17 protein-coding genes are annotated in these 17,813 nt (G+C 70.6%); 5 read left to right on the top strand and 12 right to left on the bottom strand.

Annotation, left to right across the window (positions count from 1 at the left end; genetic code table 11):
• Nucleotides 1-303: 303 nt before the first annotated feature.
• Genes SD37_RS20025 through SD37_RS20010 form a run of 4 tightly spaced genes read right to left on the bottom strand, consistent with a single transcriptional unit; the run spans nucleotide 304 to nucleotide 5,762 of the window.
• Nucleotides 304-720, bottom strand: coding sequence for an SRPBCC family protein (locus SD37_RS20025; protein WP_083255020.1), 417 nt, complete (start codon nucleotides 718-720; stop codon nucleotides 304-306).
• A 20-nt stretch (nucleotides 721-740) separates the two neighbouring features.
• Nucleotides 741-1,058 carry a metalloregulator ArsR/SmtB family transcription factor gene (locus SD37_RS20020; RefSeq protein WP_044853321.1) on the bottom strand — a complete coding sequence of 106 codons (318 nt, stop codon included), beginning with the start codon at nucleotides 1,056-1,058 and terminating at the stop codon, nucleotides 741-743.
• On the bottom strand, nucleotides 1,058-1,381 hold the full coding sequence (locus SD37_RS20015) for a VOC family protein (RefSeq protein ID WP_044853320.1): 324 nt from the start codon (nucleotides 1,379-1,381) through the stop codon (nucleotides 1,058-1,060). The genes SD37_RS20020 and SD37_RS20015 overlap by 1 nt, the downstream gene beginning before the upstream one ends.
• Before the next feature lie 25 nt (nucleotides 1,382-1,406).
• Nucleotides 1,407-5,762 carry a cation-translocating P-type ATPase gene (locus SD37_RS20010; RefSeq protein ID WP_044853319.1) on the bottom strand — a complete coding sequence of 1,452 codons (4,356 nt, stop codon included), beginning with the start codon at nucleotides 5,760-5,762 and terminating at the stop codon, nucleotides 1,407-1,409.
• A 109-nt stretch (nucleotides 5,763-5,871) separates the two neighbouring features.
• Between SD37_RS20010 and SD37_RS20005 the strand changes: the two genes are divergently transcribed.
• Complete coding sequence (locus tag SD37_RS20005; RefSeq protein WP_044853318.1) at nucleotides 5,872-6,417, top strand: hypothetical protein; 546 nt, start codon at nucleotides 5,872-5,874, stop codon at nucleotides 6,415-6,417.
• A gap of 311 nt (nucleotides 6,418-6,728) precedes the next feature.
• Here the strand turns inward: SD37_RS20005 and SD37_RS43820 are convergent, their stop codons facing one another.
• The 7 genes from SD37_RS43820 to SD37_RS19975 all read right to left on the bottom strand — a co-directional run bounded on the left by SD37_RS43820 (nucleotide 6,729) and on the right by SD37_RS19975 (nucleotide 12,052).
• Nucleotides 6,729-6,905, bottom strand: a complete 177-nt coding sequence (locus SD37_RS43820; RefSeq protein WP_236725425.1) for a hypothetical protein — start codon at nucleotides 6,903-6,905, stop codon at nucleotides 6,729-6,731.
• Nucleotides 6,906-7,009: 104 nt separating this feature from the next.
• Nucleotides 7,010-8,359, bottom strand: a complete 1,350-nt coding sequence (locus tag SD37_RS20000; RefSeq protein ID WP_083255019.1) for an SPFH domain-containing protein — start codon at nucleotides 8,357-8,359, stop codon at nucleotides 7,010-7,012.
• 58 nt (nucleotides 8,360-8,417) lie between these two features.
• Nucleotides 8,418-8,849, bottom strand: a complete 432-nt coding sequence (locus SD37_RS19995) for an NfeD family protein (protein WP_044853315.1) — start codon at nucleotides 8,847-8,849, stop codon at nucleotides 8,418-8,420.
• 95 nt (nucleotides 8,850-8,944) lie between these two features.
• Nucleotides 8,945-9,760 carry a DUF3097 domain-containing protein gene (locus SD37_RS19990; RefSeq protein WP_044853314.1) on the bottom strand — a complete coding sequence of 272 codons (816 nt, stop codon included), beginning with the start codon at nucleotides 9,758-9,760 and terminating at the stop codon, nucleotides 8,945-8,947.
• 51 nt (nucleotides 9,761-9,811) lie between these two features.
• Nucleotides 9,812-10,705: an aminoglycoside phosphotransferase family protein gene (locus SD37_RS19985; protein WP_065912894.1), complete on the bottom strand. Its 894-nt coding sequence runs from the start codon at nucleotides 10,703-10,705 to the stop codon at nucleotides 9,812-9,814.
• Nucleotides 10,690-11,472 carry an SCO1664 family protein gene (locus SD37_RS19980; protein WP_083255018.1) on the bottom strand — a complete coding sequence of 261 codons (783 nt, stop codon included), beginning with the start codon at nucleotides 11,470-11,472 and terminating at the stop codon, nucleotides 10,690-10,692. Before SD37_RS19980 ends, SD37_RS19985 begins: the two co-directional genes overlap by 16 nt.
• Nucleotides 11,473-11,476: 4 nt before the next feature.
• Nucleotides 11,477-12,052 carry a DUF3090 domain-containing protein gene (locus SD37_RS19975; RefSeq protein ID WP_037312366.1) on the bottom strand — a complete coding sequence of 192 codons (576 nt, stop codon included), beginning with the start codon at nucleotides 12,050-12,052 and terminating at the stop codon, nucleotides 11,477-11,479.
• Nucleotides 12,053-12,184: 132 nt separating this feature from the next.
• Here SD37_RS19975 and SD37_RS19970 point away from each other — a divergent pair, with 132 nt between their 5' ends.
• The 4 genes from SD37_RS19970 to SD37_RS19955 are packed head-to-tail and all read left to right on the top strand — an operon-like array spanning nucleotide 12,185 to nucleotide 16,104.
• Entirely contained in the window at nucleotides 12,185-14,125 is a 1,941-nt protein-coding gene (locus tag SD37_RS19970; RefSeq protein WP_044853312.1) for a S9 family peptidase, read from the top strand.
• The gene (locus SD37_RS19965; RefSeq protein ID WP_044853311.1) at nucleotides 14,122-15,009 is read left to right on the top strand and encodes a S66 peptidase family protein; all 888 of its coding nucleotides are present in this window, start codon (nucleotides 14,122-14,124) and stop codon (nucleotides 15,007-15,009) included. Before SD37_RS19970 ends, SD37_RS19965 begins: the two co-directional genes overlap by 4 nt.
• A 49-nt stretch (nucleotides 15,010-15,058) precedes the next feature.
• Entirely contained in the window at nucleotides 15,059-15,685 is a 627-nt protein-coding gene (locus SD37_RS19960; RefSeq protein ID WP_044853310.1) for a class I SAM-dependent methyltransferase, read from the top strand.
• 2 nt (nucleotides 15,686-15,687) lie between these two features.
• Nucleotides 15,688-16,104, top strand: a complete 417-nt coding sequence (locus tag SD37_RS19955; protein WP_044853309.1) for a TIGR03668 family PPOX class F420-dependent oxidoreductase — start codon at nucleotides 15,688-15,690, stop codon at nucleotides 16,102-16,104.
• 88 nt (nucleotides 16,105-16,192) lie between these two features.
• Here SD37_RS19955 and mptB read toward each other — a convergent pair whose 3' ends face one another.
• Nucleotides 16,193-17,752: a polyprenol phosphomannose-dependent alpha 1,6 mannosyltransferase MptB gene (mptB, locus tag SD37_RS19950; protein ID WP_044853308.1), complete on the bottom strand. Its 1,560-nt coding sequence runs from the start codon at nucleotides 17,750-17,752 to the stop codon at nucleotides 16,193-16,195.
• Nucleotides 17,753-17,813 lie beyond the last annotated feature (61 nt).

The raw sequence follows: 17,813 nt of genomic DNA, 5'->3' as shown, positions 1-17,813 counted from the left end.
ATGTCCAGAGCCGGTCTGCCACGGTCTCGTGAGTGGTAATGACGGTTAGAACCGTGTCTTAAGTACCGACGTGGGCGGCGGTCGATCCCCAGCCCGGTCCGTGAAGGCCTCCTTCCCTACCCTGAACGCAGGAAGGAGGCCCGGCAAAGTCGGCATCGCGCAGGTCGGGCACCTCTTCGTCATGGCGCAGGCCGACGATGAAGGAATTGGGACGTTGAGTGTCCCAATTCCTTCATCAACGCGGGGTTCGCACCCGGCACCAGCGATGCCACTTACCCAGTACCACTCACGAGACGAGGTCGCCTACTCGTCCGGCATTTCGGCCAGCACCCGTGCCAGCGCCTTCGGGACGCCGGTGCGCCAGCCGCCGCCCATGATCCGGCGCGACATCCGCTGGAACTCGTCGTCGGGATCGAAGCCCTCGTGACTGAGGAAGAGCCGCGTGCCCCTGCCCTCGGGTTCCAGCCGCCAGGTGACCGTCCACTCTGCCCCCCACGCGATGCTGAGCAACCGCTCCGGCTCGACGGCCAGCACCTCGCAGGCGACCGGCCCGCCCGCGAACCCGGCCGCGGGGACCGGATCCGCGAGCAGTTCGAACCGGTGGCCCACCACGGGTTTGATGTCGTTGGGCATCCACAGCCAGCGTTCCAGCAGATCCGGTTCGGTCAGTGCGCGCCACACCTTGCGCGGCGGATGGCCGACAAACTGGTCGACGTGGATGGCCGTCGGATCTTCGCCGTTCAGAACTCCTCCTCGTCCAGCAGCTGACGCAGAGCGCCGAGTTTGCCGCGCCAGTACCGCTCGTACGGCGAGAGCCAGTCGGACACCTCTCGCAGCGGCGCGGCTTCGAGCGAGTAGACGCGGTTGCGGCCCTGCCGTTCTTCGCGGACGAGCCCGGCTTCCCGCAACACCCGGAGGTGTTCCGACAGGCTCGGCCGCCGCATGTCGAAGTGTTCGGCGATGTCCCCCGCCGCCCGCGGGCCTTCGAGGAGGATGCCGAGGACCTCCCGCCGGGCCGGGTTGGCGAGGGCGGCGAAGACGTCGTCGTTGACCGGCATCAACGCGGCCAGTCGCCGTAACCCGACGGTTCGAGCAGCCCCATCGCGTTACTGTCGGGGTCCTTCAGTGAGGTCACGCGTCCCCACGGCATCTCCTCGGCGTCGCCGACGTCGAGGGCCTGGGCGCGAAGCTCCTCGATGTCGGCGTCGACGTCGGTGGTGCTCAGCTGGAAGTGCACGCGCGCGTCGTGATCGAGTCCCCCGACGGGGCGGTCGACCAGGACGATCCCGGTTTCCGCCCCCTTCGGGCCGACGTAGAAGTCCCGCGCCCGCGCCTGATCCGCGACCGGCACGGTGAGGAACTGGATCCGGTTGACGTTCATGCCGCGACCATACGTAGGAGATTTCCTACGTGTCAACTCGGCGGCGTCCGAGCAGCAACCCGCCGGCACTCGCCGCACCGGCGCTGCCCAGCGCGATGCCCCATCCGATCGGGCCGAGCGGCGTGCAGCCGAAGAACTGGCTGACGCCGGGCGTCTGGATCAGCACGGCCAGCAGCGCCGCGGAACCCAGGCCCGCGGCCAGCACGGTCCGGTCGCGTCCGCCGATCAGCAGGGTCTGCCCGAGCTGCGTTCCGATCAGGGAGGCGAGCGCGACGGTGCTCGCGCGCCGCCGCCTGCCGGTCAGCCGGGCCAGGGTCCACGCCGTGGACGCCCCCAGCGTCGTCGTCACCGCCCGCGTGGTGATGTCCCGCCGCAGCGCCGTGCCGAGCGAGGCACTCGGTCCCTCCCGGAGCAGATCCGGCACCGCCTCGCCAACCGGCCTGCTCAGCGCGATGGCCAGGGCGGGCGCCAGATCGGTGAGCAGGTTCATCAGCAGCAGCTGCCGCGCGGTGAGCGGGGACCGCCCGGTGACCGCAGAACCGAGCACGGTGAACGCGATCTCCCCCAGGTTGCCGCCGAGCAGGATGCCGAGCGCTTCCCGCACGGACGCCCACATCGCCCGGCCTTCGATCATCGCGGCGACGATCGTCTCCAGCCGGTCGTCGGTGACCACGAGGTCCGCGGCCGCCCTCGCCGCGGGTGTACCGCGTTGCCCGAGCGCGATGCCCACGTCGGCGAGCCGGATCGCGGGCGCGTCGTTCGCGCCGTCGCCGGTCATCGCGACGACCCGCCCGATGCGCTGGTACGCCTGGATGATCCGCACCTTCTGCGCCGGGCTGCACCGGGCGATCACGTCGGCGTCGGCGAGTTCGCCGTCGAGGTCGGCGTCGGCGAGTTCGTCGATCCGGGCGCCCGTGAGCACCTTGGTGTCGCCGTTGCGGCCGGTGATCTCCTCGGAGACGGCCTCGCCGGTGGCCGGGTGGTCGCCGGTGATCATCACCGTGCGGACCCCGGCCTCGCGCAGCCTTTCCGCGGCGGGCGCGGCGCTGTCGCGCACCGGATCCGCCAAAGCGACGAACCCCAGCAGATCGAGTTCGGCGACGTCGTCCTCGGAGATGTCCTTTGTGGACACCGTCCGCTCGGCGACGGCGAGGACGCGATGGCCGGAGGAGGCCAGCCGTTCCATCCGCTTTTCCAGCCGCTTGCGGGTTCCGGGGCCGATCGGCTTGCCGCCGTGACGGGCGCAGCGCGGTACGACGACCTCCGGCGCGCCCTTGACGCACAACAGGTTCCTTCCGCCGAGCTTCCCGTTGGTGGCGTGGAATCCGCGGGACGGCTCGAACGGGACCGCGGCGATCTTCTCCCAGTCGCCGGCGTCCACCCCCGCGGACAGGCCGCCTTCGAGGACAGCCTGATCCGTATGGTGCGGCAGCTCCTCCGGGTTCTTCGCCCGGGGTGTCGCGCGGACGGCGGCGGTCAGGACCGCGCGATGGCTCTTGCGCAGCCGTGAGATCTCCGCGCTGCCGCGCCCGTCGTCGATCCGGGTGACACTGAGCCTGCCTTCGGTGAGCGTGCCGGTCTTGTCGAAGCACAGGACGTCGACCCGCCCGAGCGCTTCGATGGTGCGGGGATTGCGGACGAGCGCGCCGTGGTCGGCGAGCCTGCGGGCGGCGGCCAGCTGGGCGGCGTTGACCAGGAACGGCAGGCCCTCCGGGACCGACGCGACCGCGAGATTCACAGCGGCGCCGAGGCTTTCGCGCAACGGGACGCCCCGGATCAGGCCCGTGCCCGCCACGGCGGCCGCCGAGCCGACCGCGACCGGCAGCGCCTGTTTGGTGAGCGACGCGAGCCGGGTCTCGACGCCGGTCTCGGGTGCGGCGCCCCGCGCGGCGGCCAGTCCCCGCCCGACTTCGGTCTGGTCGCCGGTCGCGACGACCACGGCGGTCACCTTCCCGGCGGCGACCGTGGTGCCCTCGTAGAGCATCGACGTCCGCTCGGCGAGCTCCGCGGCCACCACCGGGGACGGATCCTTGGCCACGGGCAGCGATTCGCCGGTCAGCGACGATTCGTCCAGCTCCGCGCCGGTCGCTTCCAGGACCCGGCAATCCGCGGGCACGACGTCACCGGAACGCAGCGAGACGACGTCACCGCGCACCAGGTCGTCGGCGACGACGCGCTGTTCCGAGCCGCCCCGCACGACGGTGGTCACGGTGGCGGACCGCTCGAACAGCCCGGCCAGCGCGCGTTCGGTGTGGACCTGCTGCACGCTGCCGATCAACGCGGACACCCCGACGATCCCGGCGACCAGCGCGGCGTCGACCGGGGAACCGACCGCGGCCGAAACCGCCGCCCCGCCCGCCAGCACCGGGGTCAGCGGATTGGACAGCTCGGCGAGGAAGGCCTTGGCGACGCTCGTGGTCGCGCCGCCTCCTCCCCCGGTGCGCCCTGCCGGGGCACGCCGCCGCGCCTCGTCCTCGGCGAGACCACGCGGGTCCGAGCCGAGCCGGTCGAGGACGAGTTCGGCCGGCATCAGATGCCACGGCGGCGCGACGCGGGCCGCCGGAGCCGTTTTCCGTGCGCCGGTGAGGTTCCGTGCCCGCCAGATCCCGTCGCTGAACGCCATCAGCGCACCGGCGTTCACCGCGCGGAGACTTCCGGCGGCGGGCTTGCGCCGGGCACTGAGGGCGGTCACCGCGCCGATACCGCTCGCGATGGTCGCGAAACGAGTCGAGTCGCGCACGACGGTCCGGGCCGCGGCGACCGCTTCGACGAGGAGGACGGCGGTGCCGATGTCCCGCTCGATCAGCAGATGCGCGCCCCACGGTGGAGGGGCGCCGTCGTCGTGCACGCCGATCCCGCAGTCGGCGGCACCCAGGGCCCGGCGGTCGCCGGAGACGAGCATGACCACCCGTCCGTCGGCTTGGAGTCGCCGGACGTCGTCGAGCAACCCGTCACCGCCCTCGGTCTGGACCACCCGCAGACCGGCCGCCTCGGCCGCCGAGGACAGGGCGTCGACATCCGGCGAGAGTTCCTCGGCGACGGCCAGCAACCCCTGCAGATGCCCGTCACGGGCCAGCCCCAGCACGACGGACGCGCCCTGGTCCACCATCCGCTGTCGTTCGCGGACTCCCTTGCGCCCGGTGAGGTCCAGCTCGTCGACCGGCCCGAGGACCCAGTCGCCGTCGTGCCGGACCACCTCGGGCTTCTCCTGATCGAACAGGCCGAAGGCGACGGCGGTCAGCTCCCCCGCCTCACTGCCCGGCAAGGGCACCAGGTCGCTGAGCACGGTCGCCCCGGCGCCGAGTGCCGCCGTGTCGATGACCAGCGTGTCGAGCAGGTCCAGCCGCCGCAGCACGGACCGGTCCATCACCAGCGTGCCGCGCCGGGCGAGAACTTGGCCCAGTTGAGCGGAAAAGGCCGCCATGCCGTTCGACGGTGCCTTCGGCAGGGCCGAGAACCCCACGGCGGCGGCACGCCTCGGACCGGCGAACGGCAGAGTCACCGCGGCAGCGGCCGCCCCGGCCGCCATGGACCGGCGCGAGTGACGATCCGCCGCGCTTTCCGGGAGCGGCCGCGGCCGGTCACCCACCACCGACTCCGCGCCGGCGTGATCGCGTTGCCGCACCAGCCGCGACTCGGCCTCGCACCAGGCACGCTTGTGCGCCTTGGCCTCCCGCCACTGGGTGCCGCGGACCATGATGTCCAGCACCGTGCCCTCGCTGCGGGCCGCCAAGCCGTGTGCCAGCGCCGCCCCGATCGACGTGGCCGAGTCGGCCCGCTCGTGCCCGCGGAGTTTCCGGTCCGCCAGGGCACGCAGCTTCGGATGCAGGTCGACGACCGAGGCCAGCGCGGCGACCTCGGTCGGCAACGGCGCCCACGGCATGATCTTCGAAGCCGCCGAAAGCACCAGGCCCGCGACGTCGGCGGCGAGTGTGGACGGAAGCCGCGTCGCCTTCGCGCCGTCGGCGGGATGGTGGAGTTCGTCCTCCTCGATGCGCTCGGCCTCACAGGACGGCTCCGCCTCGGCTCGCTCGACCGCGCGGACCAGATCCAGCCGTCGCGGCGCCGGCTCCCCGACCGCCACGACCACCCGCGACGTCGGCGCGTTCACCTGCGCCCACCGCACTCCAGGGATTTCGGTCAGCGCCCGTTCGACGCGCCGGGCGACGCGGGCGCCGTCCGGTCCCTTGACGCCGTGCGTCTCGATGTAGAGCCTGCCGGGACACGACCAGACCGCGCGGCGCGGGCCGCGGCCGGGGATTCCTTCGAACGGCACGAGCGCCAGTCCGGCCAGCCCTCGCGCGACCCGCGCGGCCGTCCGCATCGGCTTGGGGAACGGGACGCCCAGTACGTCCACGGTCTCCGGGTCGGTCGGCCGCATGCGGCATCCTCCTCGCGCCAGGGGTCGTTGTTGATCTCCCCGGGTACCCGGATGCCGGAGCGTCCAATCGCCGTGGTTTCGGCCGACCCGGAAGGGGTATGCCCCGGCCATGGCCCCTACATCCGCCGATCCCGCCTTGCTCGGGATCTACCTCAACGACCATCTGGCCGGCGCCACCGCCGGCACCGAACTCGCCAAACGGCTCGCCGGGGCGGAACGCGGCCACCGTGGGGAAGCGGTGCTGAGCAGGCTCGCCGACGAGATCGCCGACGACCGGAACGCGCTGCTGACCTTCATGGCCGCGCTCGAGGCCCCGGTCCGGCAGTACAAGACGATCGCGGCGTGGGCCGGGGAAAAGCTGGCACGCCTCAAGCCGAACGGACGGCTGGTGTCGCGATCCCCGCTGAGCCGGGTCGAGGAACTCGAAATGCTGCGCCTGGGCGTCGAAGGCAAGGCGGCCGGATGGCGGACCCTGCGGGCGCGCGCCGGCACCGATCCCCGGCTCGACGCCGGACGGCTGGACGATCTGATCGACCGGGCCCGGCGGCAGATCGACGAACTCGAAGAGCTCCGTGTCCGTGCCGTGGCGGAAGCCTTCGGTGGCGCGACAGAGCCGGTGAAGCCTTCCGCCGGTGGCGAAGGACGGGCGCGCTGATCCGCTCAGGCGCCGATGCGGGCGTGACGGTGACTTCTCCGGGGGCGTGACCGGAATCCCGCGAGTGTGGAGGATTTGGGACGTTGAACGTCCCAAATCCTCCACACTCGAACCCGCAAGCACAGCCGAGCATGAACTCGCCGGATCCTGGTCAGGCGCCGATGCGGGCGTACTCGACGGCGCTTGACCAGCGGAAAACCGGCGTGTTCTCCAGCCCTGGATACTCCACGGCCATCCCGCGGTCCGGCGTCATCGACCACAGCACCGCGTCCGGCGAGGCCGCGTGCGCCGCCCCGCCGGATCTACGAGCGCTACATCCCTGCCGGGCGACCGCGAGCCTCCGGAGTGTGGAACCACAACCGGTGCTCCTCCGCCACGAACCACATCATCGCCAAGGCCGGGTTGCCACGACTCGTCGTGGTGGCGACGCCGGCGGGTCGCTCGCGCTCGTCGAGGAATCCCCGTACATCGATTGTCGGTCGCTTCATGTCCCGCACTATGCGACCTCGACCAGGCTGGAGGTCCAGTCCCTGACGACGAAAAGGGCCGCACCGGACGAAAAGTCCGGCACGGCCCTTGGTCGCGTCCTGGCTCAGCGCTGCGGCGGCCCACCCTGAGGTCCGCCGAACGGACCCTGCTGCGGGAACGGGCCACTGCCACCCGGCGCGCGTCCCGGAGGACCCTGGTACGGGCCTCCCTGCGGAGCGGCGGGCGGCTGAGGCTGCGGCAACTGCGAGGGCGGGGCCTGCTGCTGCGGCGGTTCCGGGGCGGCTTCCGGTTCCGGCGCGGGTGCGGACTTGGGAACCTGGCGCGGGGCGGGCGGCTCCTGCCTCGGCGTCGCGACGCCCAGGGCCGGGACCTCCTTGCGCGCCACGGCTTCCGCGGCCGCGACGGCCTCGGCGACCTTCGGGTCGCTGGATGTGTCGAACCAGCCCTGGACCTCTTCGTCCTCCAGGTCCGGCTTCTCGACGACCTCTTCCTTCGGCGGCTCGTAGCGGAACACGCCGTCGTCGCCCGGGGCACCGAGCGCGCGGGCGAAGCCTTCCAGAGCCTTGCCGTAGTCGCTCGGGATCATCCAGACCTTGTTCGCGTCGCCCTGCGCCATCTGCGGCAGGGTCTGCAGGTACTGGTAGGCCAGGACCTCGGGAGTCGGGCGTCCGGCCTTGATCGCCGCGAAGACCTTCTCGATGGCCTTCGCCTGACCCTGCGCCTGCAGGTACCGGGCGGCTCGTTCACCCTGCGCCCGCAGGATCCGCGACTGTCGCTCGGCCTCCGCGCTCAGGATCGCCGCCTGCTTGGCACCTTCGGCCGCGAGGATCTGGCTCTGCTTCTGACCTTCCGCGGTCTTGATCGCCGATTCACGCTGACCTTCGGCGGTCAGGATCATGGCGCGCTTCTCACGGTCGGCACGCATCTGCTTCTCCATCGAATCCTGGATGGAGGGCGGCGGGTCGATCGCCTTCAGCTCGACTCGGGCGACGCGGATGCCCCAGCGGCCGGTGGCCTCGTCGAGCACGCCGCGCAGCTGGCTGTTGATCGAGTCACGCGAGGTCAGCGTCTGCTCGAGGCTCATGCCACCGACGACGTTTCGCAGCGTCGTGGTGGTCAGCTGCTCGACACCGACGATGTAGTTAGAGATCTCGTAGACCGCGGCCCGCGAGTCCGTCACCTGGAAGTACACGACCGTGTCGATCGACACGGTCAGGTTGTCCTCGGTGATCACCGGCTGGGGCGGGAAGGAGACGACCTGTTCGCGGAGGTCGATCCGCGCCCGCACCTTGTCCAGGAAGGGCACCAGAAACGTCAGGCCGGGAGAAGCCACCGTCCGGAACCGGCCCAGCCGTTCGATCACTGCGGACTGCGCCTGCGGCACCACCATGATCGCCTTGACCACGACGACGACCACGAACAACGCGAGCAGTCCGACGACGATGAACACCACTGACTCTGACAACTACCTTCCCCTTACGTAGAAACCTGTTGCTGCACGGCCGCCCGGCTCACAAGTCGGCCGAGACGACCGCGGTGGCGCCCGAGATCTCGACGACCGTCACCGACGTACCGGGGGCGATCGGTTCCCCTTCGGTGATGCTCCGTGCCGACCAGACGTCACCGGCCAGCTTCACCTGGCCGGCTTCGACGTCCACAGTGGACACTACTATCGCTCGCGCGCCGATCAGCGCGTCGGTGTTGGTCTTGATGTCCGGTCCCGCGAGGAACCGGCGTTTGAGGGCGGGCCGGACGAGGGCGAGCATCCCGACCGAGGCGACAGCGAACACCGCGACGTCGATGAACGGGTTCCCGGTCAGCGCCGCGGAGCCGGCCCCGAACAGGGCTCCGGCGCCGACCATGAGCAGGAACAGGTCACCCGAGAGCAGCTCGGCGATGATCAAGAGGATGCCGGCGATCAGCCAGATGAGAGCGCCTGTCATGCGTTCATGCTCCCAGATCGCGCCGATCCATACCGAAGAAGCGAAACCGACGTGACCGACGCGTGACCTTGAGTGACCTCACGCAAACCGGTCATTCAGGACTCATCGCCCGGGTCACTGACGAAGTCGATGAGCCGTTCCACCGCTCCGATCAGCGGTGTTTCCAGATCCCGGTAGGTCCCGACCGCCGCCAGGACCCGCTGCCAGCCCTCATACGGCTCGCCCCAGCCGAGCGCGTCGCAGATGCCTTGTTTCCACTCCGTGCCACGGGGGATCTTCGGCCAGGCGCGGATCCCGACGACCGACGGCTTCACGGCCTCCCAGATGTCGATGTACGGATGCCCGGTGATCAGCACGTTCTCGTCGCGGATCCCGTCGACGATCCGGGACTCCTTGCTGCCCGCGACCAGATGGTCGACCAGCACACCGAGACGGCGGCCGGGACCGGTGCCGAACTCGCCGATCCGGTCGGACAGCACGTCCACCCCATCGAGTGGTTCCACCACGACGCCTTCGACCCGAAGGTCGTGCCCCCAGACCCGTTCGACGAGTTCCGCGTCGTGCTTGCCCTCGACCCAGATCCGCGAATCACGCGCGACCCGCGCCTTATGGCCTTGGACGCGGACGGAACCCGACGCGGAGATCTGCCTGGCCGCCGCCTTCGGCGCGGCCTTGGCCGGCACCAGCGTCACCGGTTTGCCCTCCAGCAGGAACCCGGCGGGATTCAGCGGGAACACCCGGTGCCTGCCGTGCCTGTCCTCCAGCACGACATTGCCGTACTCGATCTTCACCACGGCGCCGCAATACCCGCTGACCGGGTCTTCGACCACGAGCCCCGGTTCGGCGGGCACCTCGGGGACCTTCCGCTTGCGCGGCCCGGACAGCACGTCGTCATACGAATGAGAGCGCACGGCGGACGACGCTAGCGGCGCCCGGGGTCCCGCGTCTCCCCGCCACGCCGGTCAGGCGGCCATCCGCAACATCGCTTCGACGAACGGGGTCCGCTCACCGCGTTCCAGCGGGCGCATCACGAACAACGGCGCGAGCGCGACGCACCACGCGCGGACCCGCCCGGCGTCGAACCCGGGCAAATGCGGCGCGATCGCGTCGAAGCCGTCTTCCAGCGTGCCGCCGTCGAGCATCGGCAGCGTGACCCAGTCGGCGAGGTCGAACGCCGGGTCGCCGACGCTCGGGCGGGGATCGATGGCGACCGCGCCGCGGCCCGGTCCGCCGTCGAGGACGTTGCCCGGATGCAGATCGCCGTGGACGATCGAGTTCCCTCCGCCGTCGGTCGCGAGGGCGAGTGCCCGCAGCCGGGCCCGGTCGAGCGTCTCCATGGAAAGGGCGGCTTCGGCCACCGAGCCGCGCAGCCCTCGCTCCGCGAGCCCGTACATGAAGGTGACACGGTCTTCGAGCGTCGAGAAACCGGCGGGCGGGGGCACCGAGTGGATCTGGGTCAGCAGGTCGCCGACCTCGGACCAGGGGACGTGTACCCCCGACTCCCGCAGCTCCGTACCGGGATCGATGCCTTCCATCAGGATCGCCCCGTCGGCGAGTTCGGTGGCGAGCACCTGAACAACGCGAGAGCAGCCGTCCCACGCCCGCAACGCCGCGGCCTCGGACTCGGCGATGGTGCGATCGGGGGTCAGCTTGAGAACCTTCTTGGCGCCGTCGTCCCCGGCGCAGATCAGCGTACGACCGGTGTTACCCGGTTTCGTGTCCAGGACGGTGAGACCCCACTGCTCCGCCAGCCGCGCCACAAGTGCGGGCAGCGCGTCGCACCAGTCCGCGGCGTCTCCGCCGAATCGTGTGATCAGGCGCGCACGGGCCTGATCGTCGATCAGAACAGCGGCCACGGGATGGCGCGCCAGTCGTCACCCGGCTCCGGGAAGACACCCTCCGCCAGCAACAGATCGGTCCGTTCGGCCAGCGCGCGGATCTCGAAACCGGTCAGATGCTCGCTCAGCGCTTCGCCCAGTTCGCCATCGAGCCGCTCACGCAGGCCACGCAACTTGCCGACCTCGGCCTCGGTGAGCCGCTCGCCGATCCACCCCCACAGCACCGTCCGCAGTTTCGGATCGGTGTGCAGGCAGATGCCGTGGTCCACGCCGTAGATCCGGCCGTCCACCCCGGCGAGCACATGCCCGCCCTTGCGGTCGGTGTTGTTGACCACGATGTCGAGGACGGCCAGCTCCCGCATCCCCGGCCGGTCCGCGTGCGCGAGCACCGCGGGCTCACCGTCGCGATCGTGCGCGTGCAACACGACCCGCCAGTCCTCCGGAAGACCTTCCGGCGAGCGGACGTCGACCAGTTCCTCATCGGTGGTCTCGATCCACAGCTGCACCATGCCCGGACCGAACGGCCCGTCACGCAGCACCGTCGGCGGGATCGCGCCGAGCCCGGCGGCCTCGGCCACCATGGCCGTCGCGACCTCACGGCCGGCCAGTGTCCCGTCCGGGAAGTCCCACAGCGGCCGCTCACCCGACACCGGCTTGTACACGACATTGCCGGTCACGCCGTCGAGTTCGATCTTGCCGAAGAGCGTGACGTTGGAGGCGTCGACGAGCCTGCCTTCGACGTCGATCTTGCCGCGCGTCACCAGCTCCCGCGAAGTCTCCGTCACCGCGTCAGTCCTCGAGAACGTCGACGTCGCGCCGGTACCCGTTCTGCCGCGGGCAGATATGCCCCGCCGGGTCGAGCGGCTCGGCGCACAACGGGCACGGCTTGCGGCCGGCGTTGACCACCCTGTCGGCACGTTCGGCGAACGCGCGCGCCGCGCCGGGCGACAGGAAGACGCGGACCGCGTCCGGCCCCTCTTCGGTGTCGTCCAGAACGACCGTCTCGTCCACCTCGCCTTCGGTCATCGCGAGCAGTTCGATGACGACGGCACTGCTGTCGGCGTCCCAGCCGAGCCCCATCGTGCCGACGCGGAACTCCTCCTCGACCGGGACGGTCAGGGGGTCGACGTCGAGAAGCTCGTCGGGCGCGTCGTCCGGTACATCCGCGCCGAACCGGCTGGCGACCTCTTCCAGCAGCGAGCTCAGCCTTTCGGCCAAGACCACGACCTGCTGTTTTTCGATCGTCACACTGATCGTGCGGACGTCCTCGGACGCCTGGAGGTAGAACGTGCGGTCGCCGGGCTCACCGACGGTCCCGGCGACGAACCGGTCGGGCTGGCGGAAGACGTGGATTACGCGAGACATGGCACCTTTGACCCTAGGCCACGGCCCCATGATCGGCATCCGCCGCCCCACCTGTTCCGCCAAGGGCGAAACCGCCCGCGCCCGGTGTGCCCCGGGCCACCGCGGGCAAAGAGACGAACCTAGTCTTCAGCCGTGGTTGAGATCGCCCCTTACGGCACCTGGACATCTCCCCTGTCGGCCGCCGATGTCGCGGCTTCGGGAGTCAGCGCGCAATGGCTCGGCACGGCCGGGGACGAGGTCTGGTGGGCCGAACTCCGAACCGGGGAAGGCGGCCGCGTCACCCTCGTGCGGTCACGCGCGGACGGCACGGTCGAAGACGTCCTTCCCGCTCCGTGGAACGTCCGTAACCGCGTGCACGAGTACGGCGGCCGCCCCTGGCTGGTGTCCGGCGACGTCCTCGTCTTCACCCACTGGGCGGATCAGCGGGTCTACCGCCGCGACCTGAGCACCGGCGAGACGATCCCCCTGACGCCGGAACCCGCGACCCGGCACGGGATCCGCTACAGCGATCTCCGGCCCGGCCGTCCCGGTGAGGTGTGGCTGGTCCGCGAACGCAGCACCGGCCCGCGGCGCGTCGACATCGCCAGGGACATCATCGCGCTCCCCCTCGACGGCGGCCCGGAACGGGTCCTGTCCGCGAGTCACCACTTCCTCACCGCACCCCACCTGTCGCCCGACGGCGCGCGGGCGGCGTGGATCGGCTGGGATCATCCCGCGATGCCTTGGGACGGCACGGAACTGTGCGTCGCCGAGGTCCGCGACGACGGAACGTTCGGACCCCAACGCGTGCTCGCGGGTGCGGCCGACGTCTCCGTCTGCCAGATCGAATGGGAGTCCGCCGACACGCTGCTGGCACTGCTGGATCCGGACGGCTGGTGGAACCTGCACCGCGTCGGGCTCGACGGCGAGCTCACGAACCTGGCGCCCGTGGAGCAGGAGATCGGCGGCGCGATGTGGAAACTCGGCGCCCGCTGGTTCACGCCGCTCGGCGACGGCCGGTTCGCCGTCATCGCGTCGGGCAGGCTCGCCGTCCTCGACGAGGCGACGCGGGAAGTGACGCCGGTCGCGGCCGCCGCAGACCTGACCGCGTGGTCCACCAACGGTTTCGCCGTCCACGAGGGCGGCATCGTCGGAGTGGCCGCCGGACCGGAACGGGAAGGCGCCGTCGTGAAGGTCGACCTCGGCGGCGGGACGATGACCGAACTCGCGTCGGCACCCGAACCGCCGTCGCCGGGCTACCTGTCGAAGCCCGTGGAACGGATCTTCAAGACCGGTGACGGCGACCAGATCCCCGCGTTCGTCTACCTGCCCGCCAACGCCGGCTTCGCCGCACCGGACGGCGAACGACCGCCGCTGCTGGTCTACCCGCACGGCGGGCCGACCGGCCGCGACAGCGCGGTGCTCGACTTCGAGATCGCCTACTTCACCAGCCGCGGCATCGCCGTCGTCACGGTGAACTACGGCGGCTCAACCGGCTACGGGCGCGCTTACCGCGAACGGCTTCGCGAACGCTGGGGCGTCGTCGACGTCGCGGACTGTGTCACCGTCGCCGAAGCCCTAGCCGCCGAAGGCACCGTCGACGGCGACCGGCTGGCCATCCGCGGCGGCAGTGCGGGCGGGTACACCTCCGCCGCCTCGCTGACCACCACGACCACCTACCGCGCGGGCACCGTCATGTACCCGATCCTCGACCTCTACCAATGGACCGGTGACGGCGGCGAGACACACGACTTCGAATCCCGGTACCTCGACGGACTGATCGGACCGTTGCCGGAGACCGAGCAGCGCTACCGGGACCGCTCCCCCATCCACAACGCCGGCACCGTCGCCGGGCCACTGCTGTTCCTGCAGGGCGTCGAGGACGAGATCTGCCCGCCCGAACAGGCGGACCGGTTCGTCGCCGGACTCGCGGGCCGGGGAATCGAGCACGCCTACCTGAAGTTCGAGGGCGAACAGCACGGCTTCCGGAAGGCGGAGACCATCGTCGCCGCCCTCGAAGCCGAGTTGTCCTTCTACGGCCAGGTCTTCGGCTTCGAGACACCCGGCGTGCCGAAGCTCCGGCTCAGCCGGTGAGGCCGCCGAAGACGCGACCGGGCGACACGATCGCCCTGGTCGCCCCCGCGAGCCCGGTCCCGGCGGAGCTCGTCGAGAAGGCGCTGCCGGTACTGCGCGACTGGGGTGCCGAGGTCAGCGTCGGCGAGTGCGTGCGCGCCACCCGCGACGGCTACCTCTCCGCCCCCGACGAGGCGCGGGCCGCCGAGTTCACGCGAGCCTGGCTCGATCCCCGCGTGACCTGTGTCCTCGCCGCCCGCGGCGGCTACGGCTCCCAGCGGATGCTCGACCTCGTCGACTGGGCGGCGTTGCGCACGGCCGGGCCGAAGATGTTCGCCGGGAGCAGCGACGTGACCGCGCTGCACCAGGCGGTCAACGTCCACTTGGGACTGGAGACCCTGTTCTCCCCCATGCCCGCGACCACCCTGTTCGACGCGGCGGCGGCCGAACACCTGCGGCTGTCGTTGTTCGAACCGGACAGGGTACGGACGATCGCGTCGCCGACGGCGGCACCACTGGTTCCGGGCACCGCGACCGGCACGCTCGTCGGTGGCAACCTCGCACTGCTGGCTTCGGGTCTCGGCACTCCGGAAGCGGGTTCGGCCCGTGAGGCGATCGTGCTGCTGGAGGACGTCACCGAGTATCCGTACCGGATCGACCGGCTGCTGACCCAGCTGCTGCGATCCGGCTGGCTCGACGGCGTCCGGGGCATCGTGCTGGGCTCATGGGAGGGATGCGGCGCCGCCGGGCCGATCCGCGACCTGATGCTCGACCGGCTGGGCCCGCTCGGCGTGCCGGCGGTGTGGGACTTCGGCTTCGGGCACGTCCCGGCGTCGCCGACCATCCCCCTCGGGGCGCGGGCCACCCTCGACGCCGACAAGGGCATCCTGCGGATTTTGCCATAACGGCAACGGAACTGGCGGTTCCGGCCAAAGCGCGGGCATCGTTTCGGACATGGATTCCACGCGGCAGTTCTGGGAAGACTTCTATCGGGACAAGGACCAGGTCTGGAGCGGGAAGGTGAACCCGCTGCTGGAGCGCGAGGTCGCCACGCTGACTCCGGGCACCGCACTCGATCTCGGCTGCGGCGAGGGCGGCGACGCGATCTGGCTCGCGCGGCAGGGATGGCGCGTCACCGCCGTCGACATCTCCGAAACCGCGCTGAAGCGTGCCGCCGGGCACGCGGCCGAGGCCGGTGTCGAGGGCATCGTGTGGGAACGCCACGACCTCGCCGTGTCGTTCCCCGAGGGGAGCTTCGACCTCGTTTCGGCGCAGTTCTTCCACTCCCCCGTCGCGGAGGACGGCGAACGGGACAAGGCACTCCGCCGCGCCGCCGAGGCTGTCGCCCCCGGTGGGACCCTCGTGGTCGCCGGCCACGCGGGCTGGCCGACCTGGATGGAGGAGCCGCCGCACGAACACGTCCACTTCCCGACACCCGCCGAAGTCCTCGAAGCATTGACGCTGGACGAAAGCGAATGGACGGTGGAAGCGCAGGACGTGGTCACACGCGACTTCCCCGGGCCGGAGGGGCAGGCGGGCACACGTTCGGACAACGTGCTCCGCGTGCGGCGTAACGTCTAAGCATGCGGTTGTCCCCGGAGGAAGCCCGCGCACGGTTCGAGGGCGAGCGGATCGCGAGGCTGGCGACGGCGGGGGCGGACGGCGTGCCCCACCTGGTCCCGGTGACCTTCGTCGTCGAAGGGGATTCGGTGGCGTTCGCGATCGATCACAAACCCAAGAGCACGACCGCGTTGCGGCGGCTGAAGAACATCGCCGAGAACCCGGTGGTCAGCTTCCTGACCGACCGGTACGACGAGGACTGGGCCAGGTTGTGGTGGGCGCGGGCCGACGGGGTCGCCCGGGTGCTGACCGATCCCGACGAGCAGGCGCTACCCGTACAGCTGCTGCGGGAGAAATATCCACAGTACGAAGCACAGCCTCCCCCGCATGCCGTCGTGAGCACGCTGGTCCACGCTTGGCGAGGCTGGCGCGCTTCTTGAGCTTCTTTTGGCGTTGTTGCCGTTTTACGGCAACAACGCCATCGCCATGCCGTATAGGTCGTTATACAGTTTGGTCTCGTGACCAGGGTCAGGAGCGCGGAGCCTCGGCAGGCAGGAACTGCTCCACCGGCTTCCCTCGCCAAGCCGCGATGATCCCCAGCGGATCCGGCCGCAGCAGCGAAGCGGCCGCGTAGACGCTGGCCGCGACGACACCCGCCATGAACCACCAGTCGTAGAGCGCCTGCTCCCCCGTCGGGTAGTACACCAGCGTCACGAACACCGACACCGCGACCACGACGGCCAGGTTCCGGCGACGCCATTCGAAGGCGGACAGGACCACGAAGCCCCAGGTCAGGTACCACGGCAGCGAGGGCGGCGGGACGATCGCGCCGGCCAGCAGGACGATCGCCATCCGGTGGATCGCCGGGTTGCCGCCGTCGCGGGCGAGCCACCATTGACGGCCGGCGAAGACGAACAGGCCGACCATCGCGATCGCCCGGAACACGGTGACGAACGGCGAGACCTCGACGTCGATCACCAGGTTCACCAGCGAATAGACGATCTCGCCGATCCCGGTCGGGAAGTTCATCCAGTTCGCGATCAGCGTCGGCGCCTTGAGCCCGGTGAGCCAGCCGAGGTTGACCGAGCCGAGCGAGATCCAGGTCCCCGCGACGAACACCGGCAGGAAGATCCCGACCGACGCGGCACCCGCGCGGAAGAAATTGACCACCTTGCGGTCGCCGGGCAAGTGGTTGGCCCATACCCAGACAAGGAACGGCAGCGCCCAGGCCGCCGTCGGCTTGATCAGCATGCCGATGGTGACCAGGACGATCGCGACGACGTGCTTGCGCTCCAGCGCGGCCAGCACGCCGATGGTGAGGAAGCCCAGCATCAGCAGATCGTTGTGCGGGCCGCCGACCAGGTGGATCACCGTCATCGGACTGGCGATGGCGAGCCACAGGGTGATCGGCAGTTTGCCGCCGAGGTGCTTGACCAGCCGCGGCAGCGACCACAGCATCCCGGCCAGCCCGATCATCAGCACCAGCCGGGTCGCGATGACCCCGGCGATCATGTCGTTGCCGGTGACCGAGACGATCCCCTTCGCGACCAGCAGGAACAGCGGGCCGTACGGCGCGGGGGTGGTCTGCCACAGCGGGTGGACGTTCTGCACGACGTCCGGCAGCACGACCAGCTCGGCGGGTCCGTTGGCGTACGGGTCGAGCCCGTTCAGCAGCTGGGCGCCCTGCGCGAGATAGGAGAAGACGTCGCGGGTGAACAGCGGCGGCGACACCAGCAGCGGCGCCATCCAGCAGGCCGCGGCGATCACGATGGGACGGCTGCCGATGCGGCCGGCGAGCGCGTAGCGGCCCAGCCGCACCCACGCCCAGATGATCAGCGCGAAGCCGGTGTAGAGCATCGCGTTGGCCAGGACGCGACCGTGGCCGTAGCGGATCCACGACAACGGCCCGTGGCCCAGGATCGGGTCACGGACGAGGATGCCGCCCGCGCCGAGCGCGGCCAGCATCAGCAGCGTGCTGCCCACGGTTCCCATCGCGATCGTGCGGTACGGGAAGCGGGAAGGCACCCGGAGCCGCTCGCCGAGTGAACCGGCCGAGGGCGTCTGCTGGGGGTCTGTCGTGGTCGCCATTTCGAGATTGGAGGTTACACACCGCGCCTGTGCGAGTGCGCGGCAATGGGTGTTTCCCGCG

Source organism: Amycolatopsis orientalis (genome assembly GCF_000943515.2).
GTDB classification, from domain to species: Bacteria; Actinomycetota; Actinomycetes; order Mycobacteriales; family Pseudonocardiaceae; genus Amycolatopsis; species Amycolatopsis orientalis.
Note: the sequence above shows the minus strand (reverse complement) of the source record. Positions and strands in the feature narration are given on the sequence as shown.

Bases quoted from the DNA above. Each gene is read 5' to 3' on its own strand.
- SD37_RS20015 (WP_044853320.1), bottom strand. From the start codon at position 1,381: ATGAACGTCAACCGGATCCAGTTCCTCACCGTGCCGGTCGCGGATCAG.
- SD37_RS20005 (WP_044853318.1), top strand. From the start codon at position 5,872: ATGGCCCCTACATCCGCCGATCCCGCCTTGCTCGGGATCTACCTCAAC.
- SD37_RS19955 (WP_044853309.1), top strand. From the start codon at position 15,688: ATGCGGTTGTCCCCGGAGGAAGCCCGCGCACGGTTCGAGGGCGAGCGG.
- SD37_RS20020 (WP_044853321.1), bottom strand. From the start codon at position 1,058: ATGCCGGTCAACGACGACGTCTTCGCCGCCCTCGCCAACCCGGCCCGG.
- SD37_RS19995 (WP_044853315.1), bottom strand. From the start codon at position 8,849: ATGACAGGCGCTCTCATCTGGCTGATCGCCGGCATCCTCTTGATCATC.
- SD37_RS43820 (WP_236725425.1), bottom strand. From the start codon at position 6,905: ATGAAGCGACCGACAATCGATGTACGGGGATTCCTCGACGAGCGCGAG.
- SD37_RS19960 (WP_044853310.1), top strand. From the start codon at position 15,059: ATGGATTCCACGCGGCAGTTCTGGGAAGACTTCTATCGGGACAAGGAC.
- SD37_RS20010 (WP_044853319.1), bottom strand. From the start codon at position 5,762: ATGCGGCCGACCGACCCGGAGACCGTGGACGTACTGGGCGTCCCGTTC.
- SD37_RS19975 (WP_037312366.1), bottom strand. From the start codon at position 12,052: ATGTCTCGCGTAATCCACGTCTTCCGCCAGCCCGACCGGTTCGTCGCC.
- mptB (WP_044853308.1), bottom strand. From the start codon at position 17,752: ATGGCGACCACGACAGACCCCCAGCAGACGCCCTCGGCCGGTTCACTC.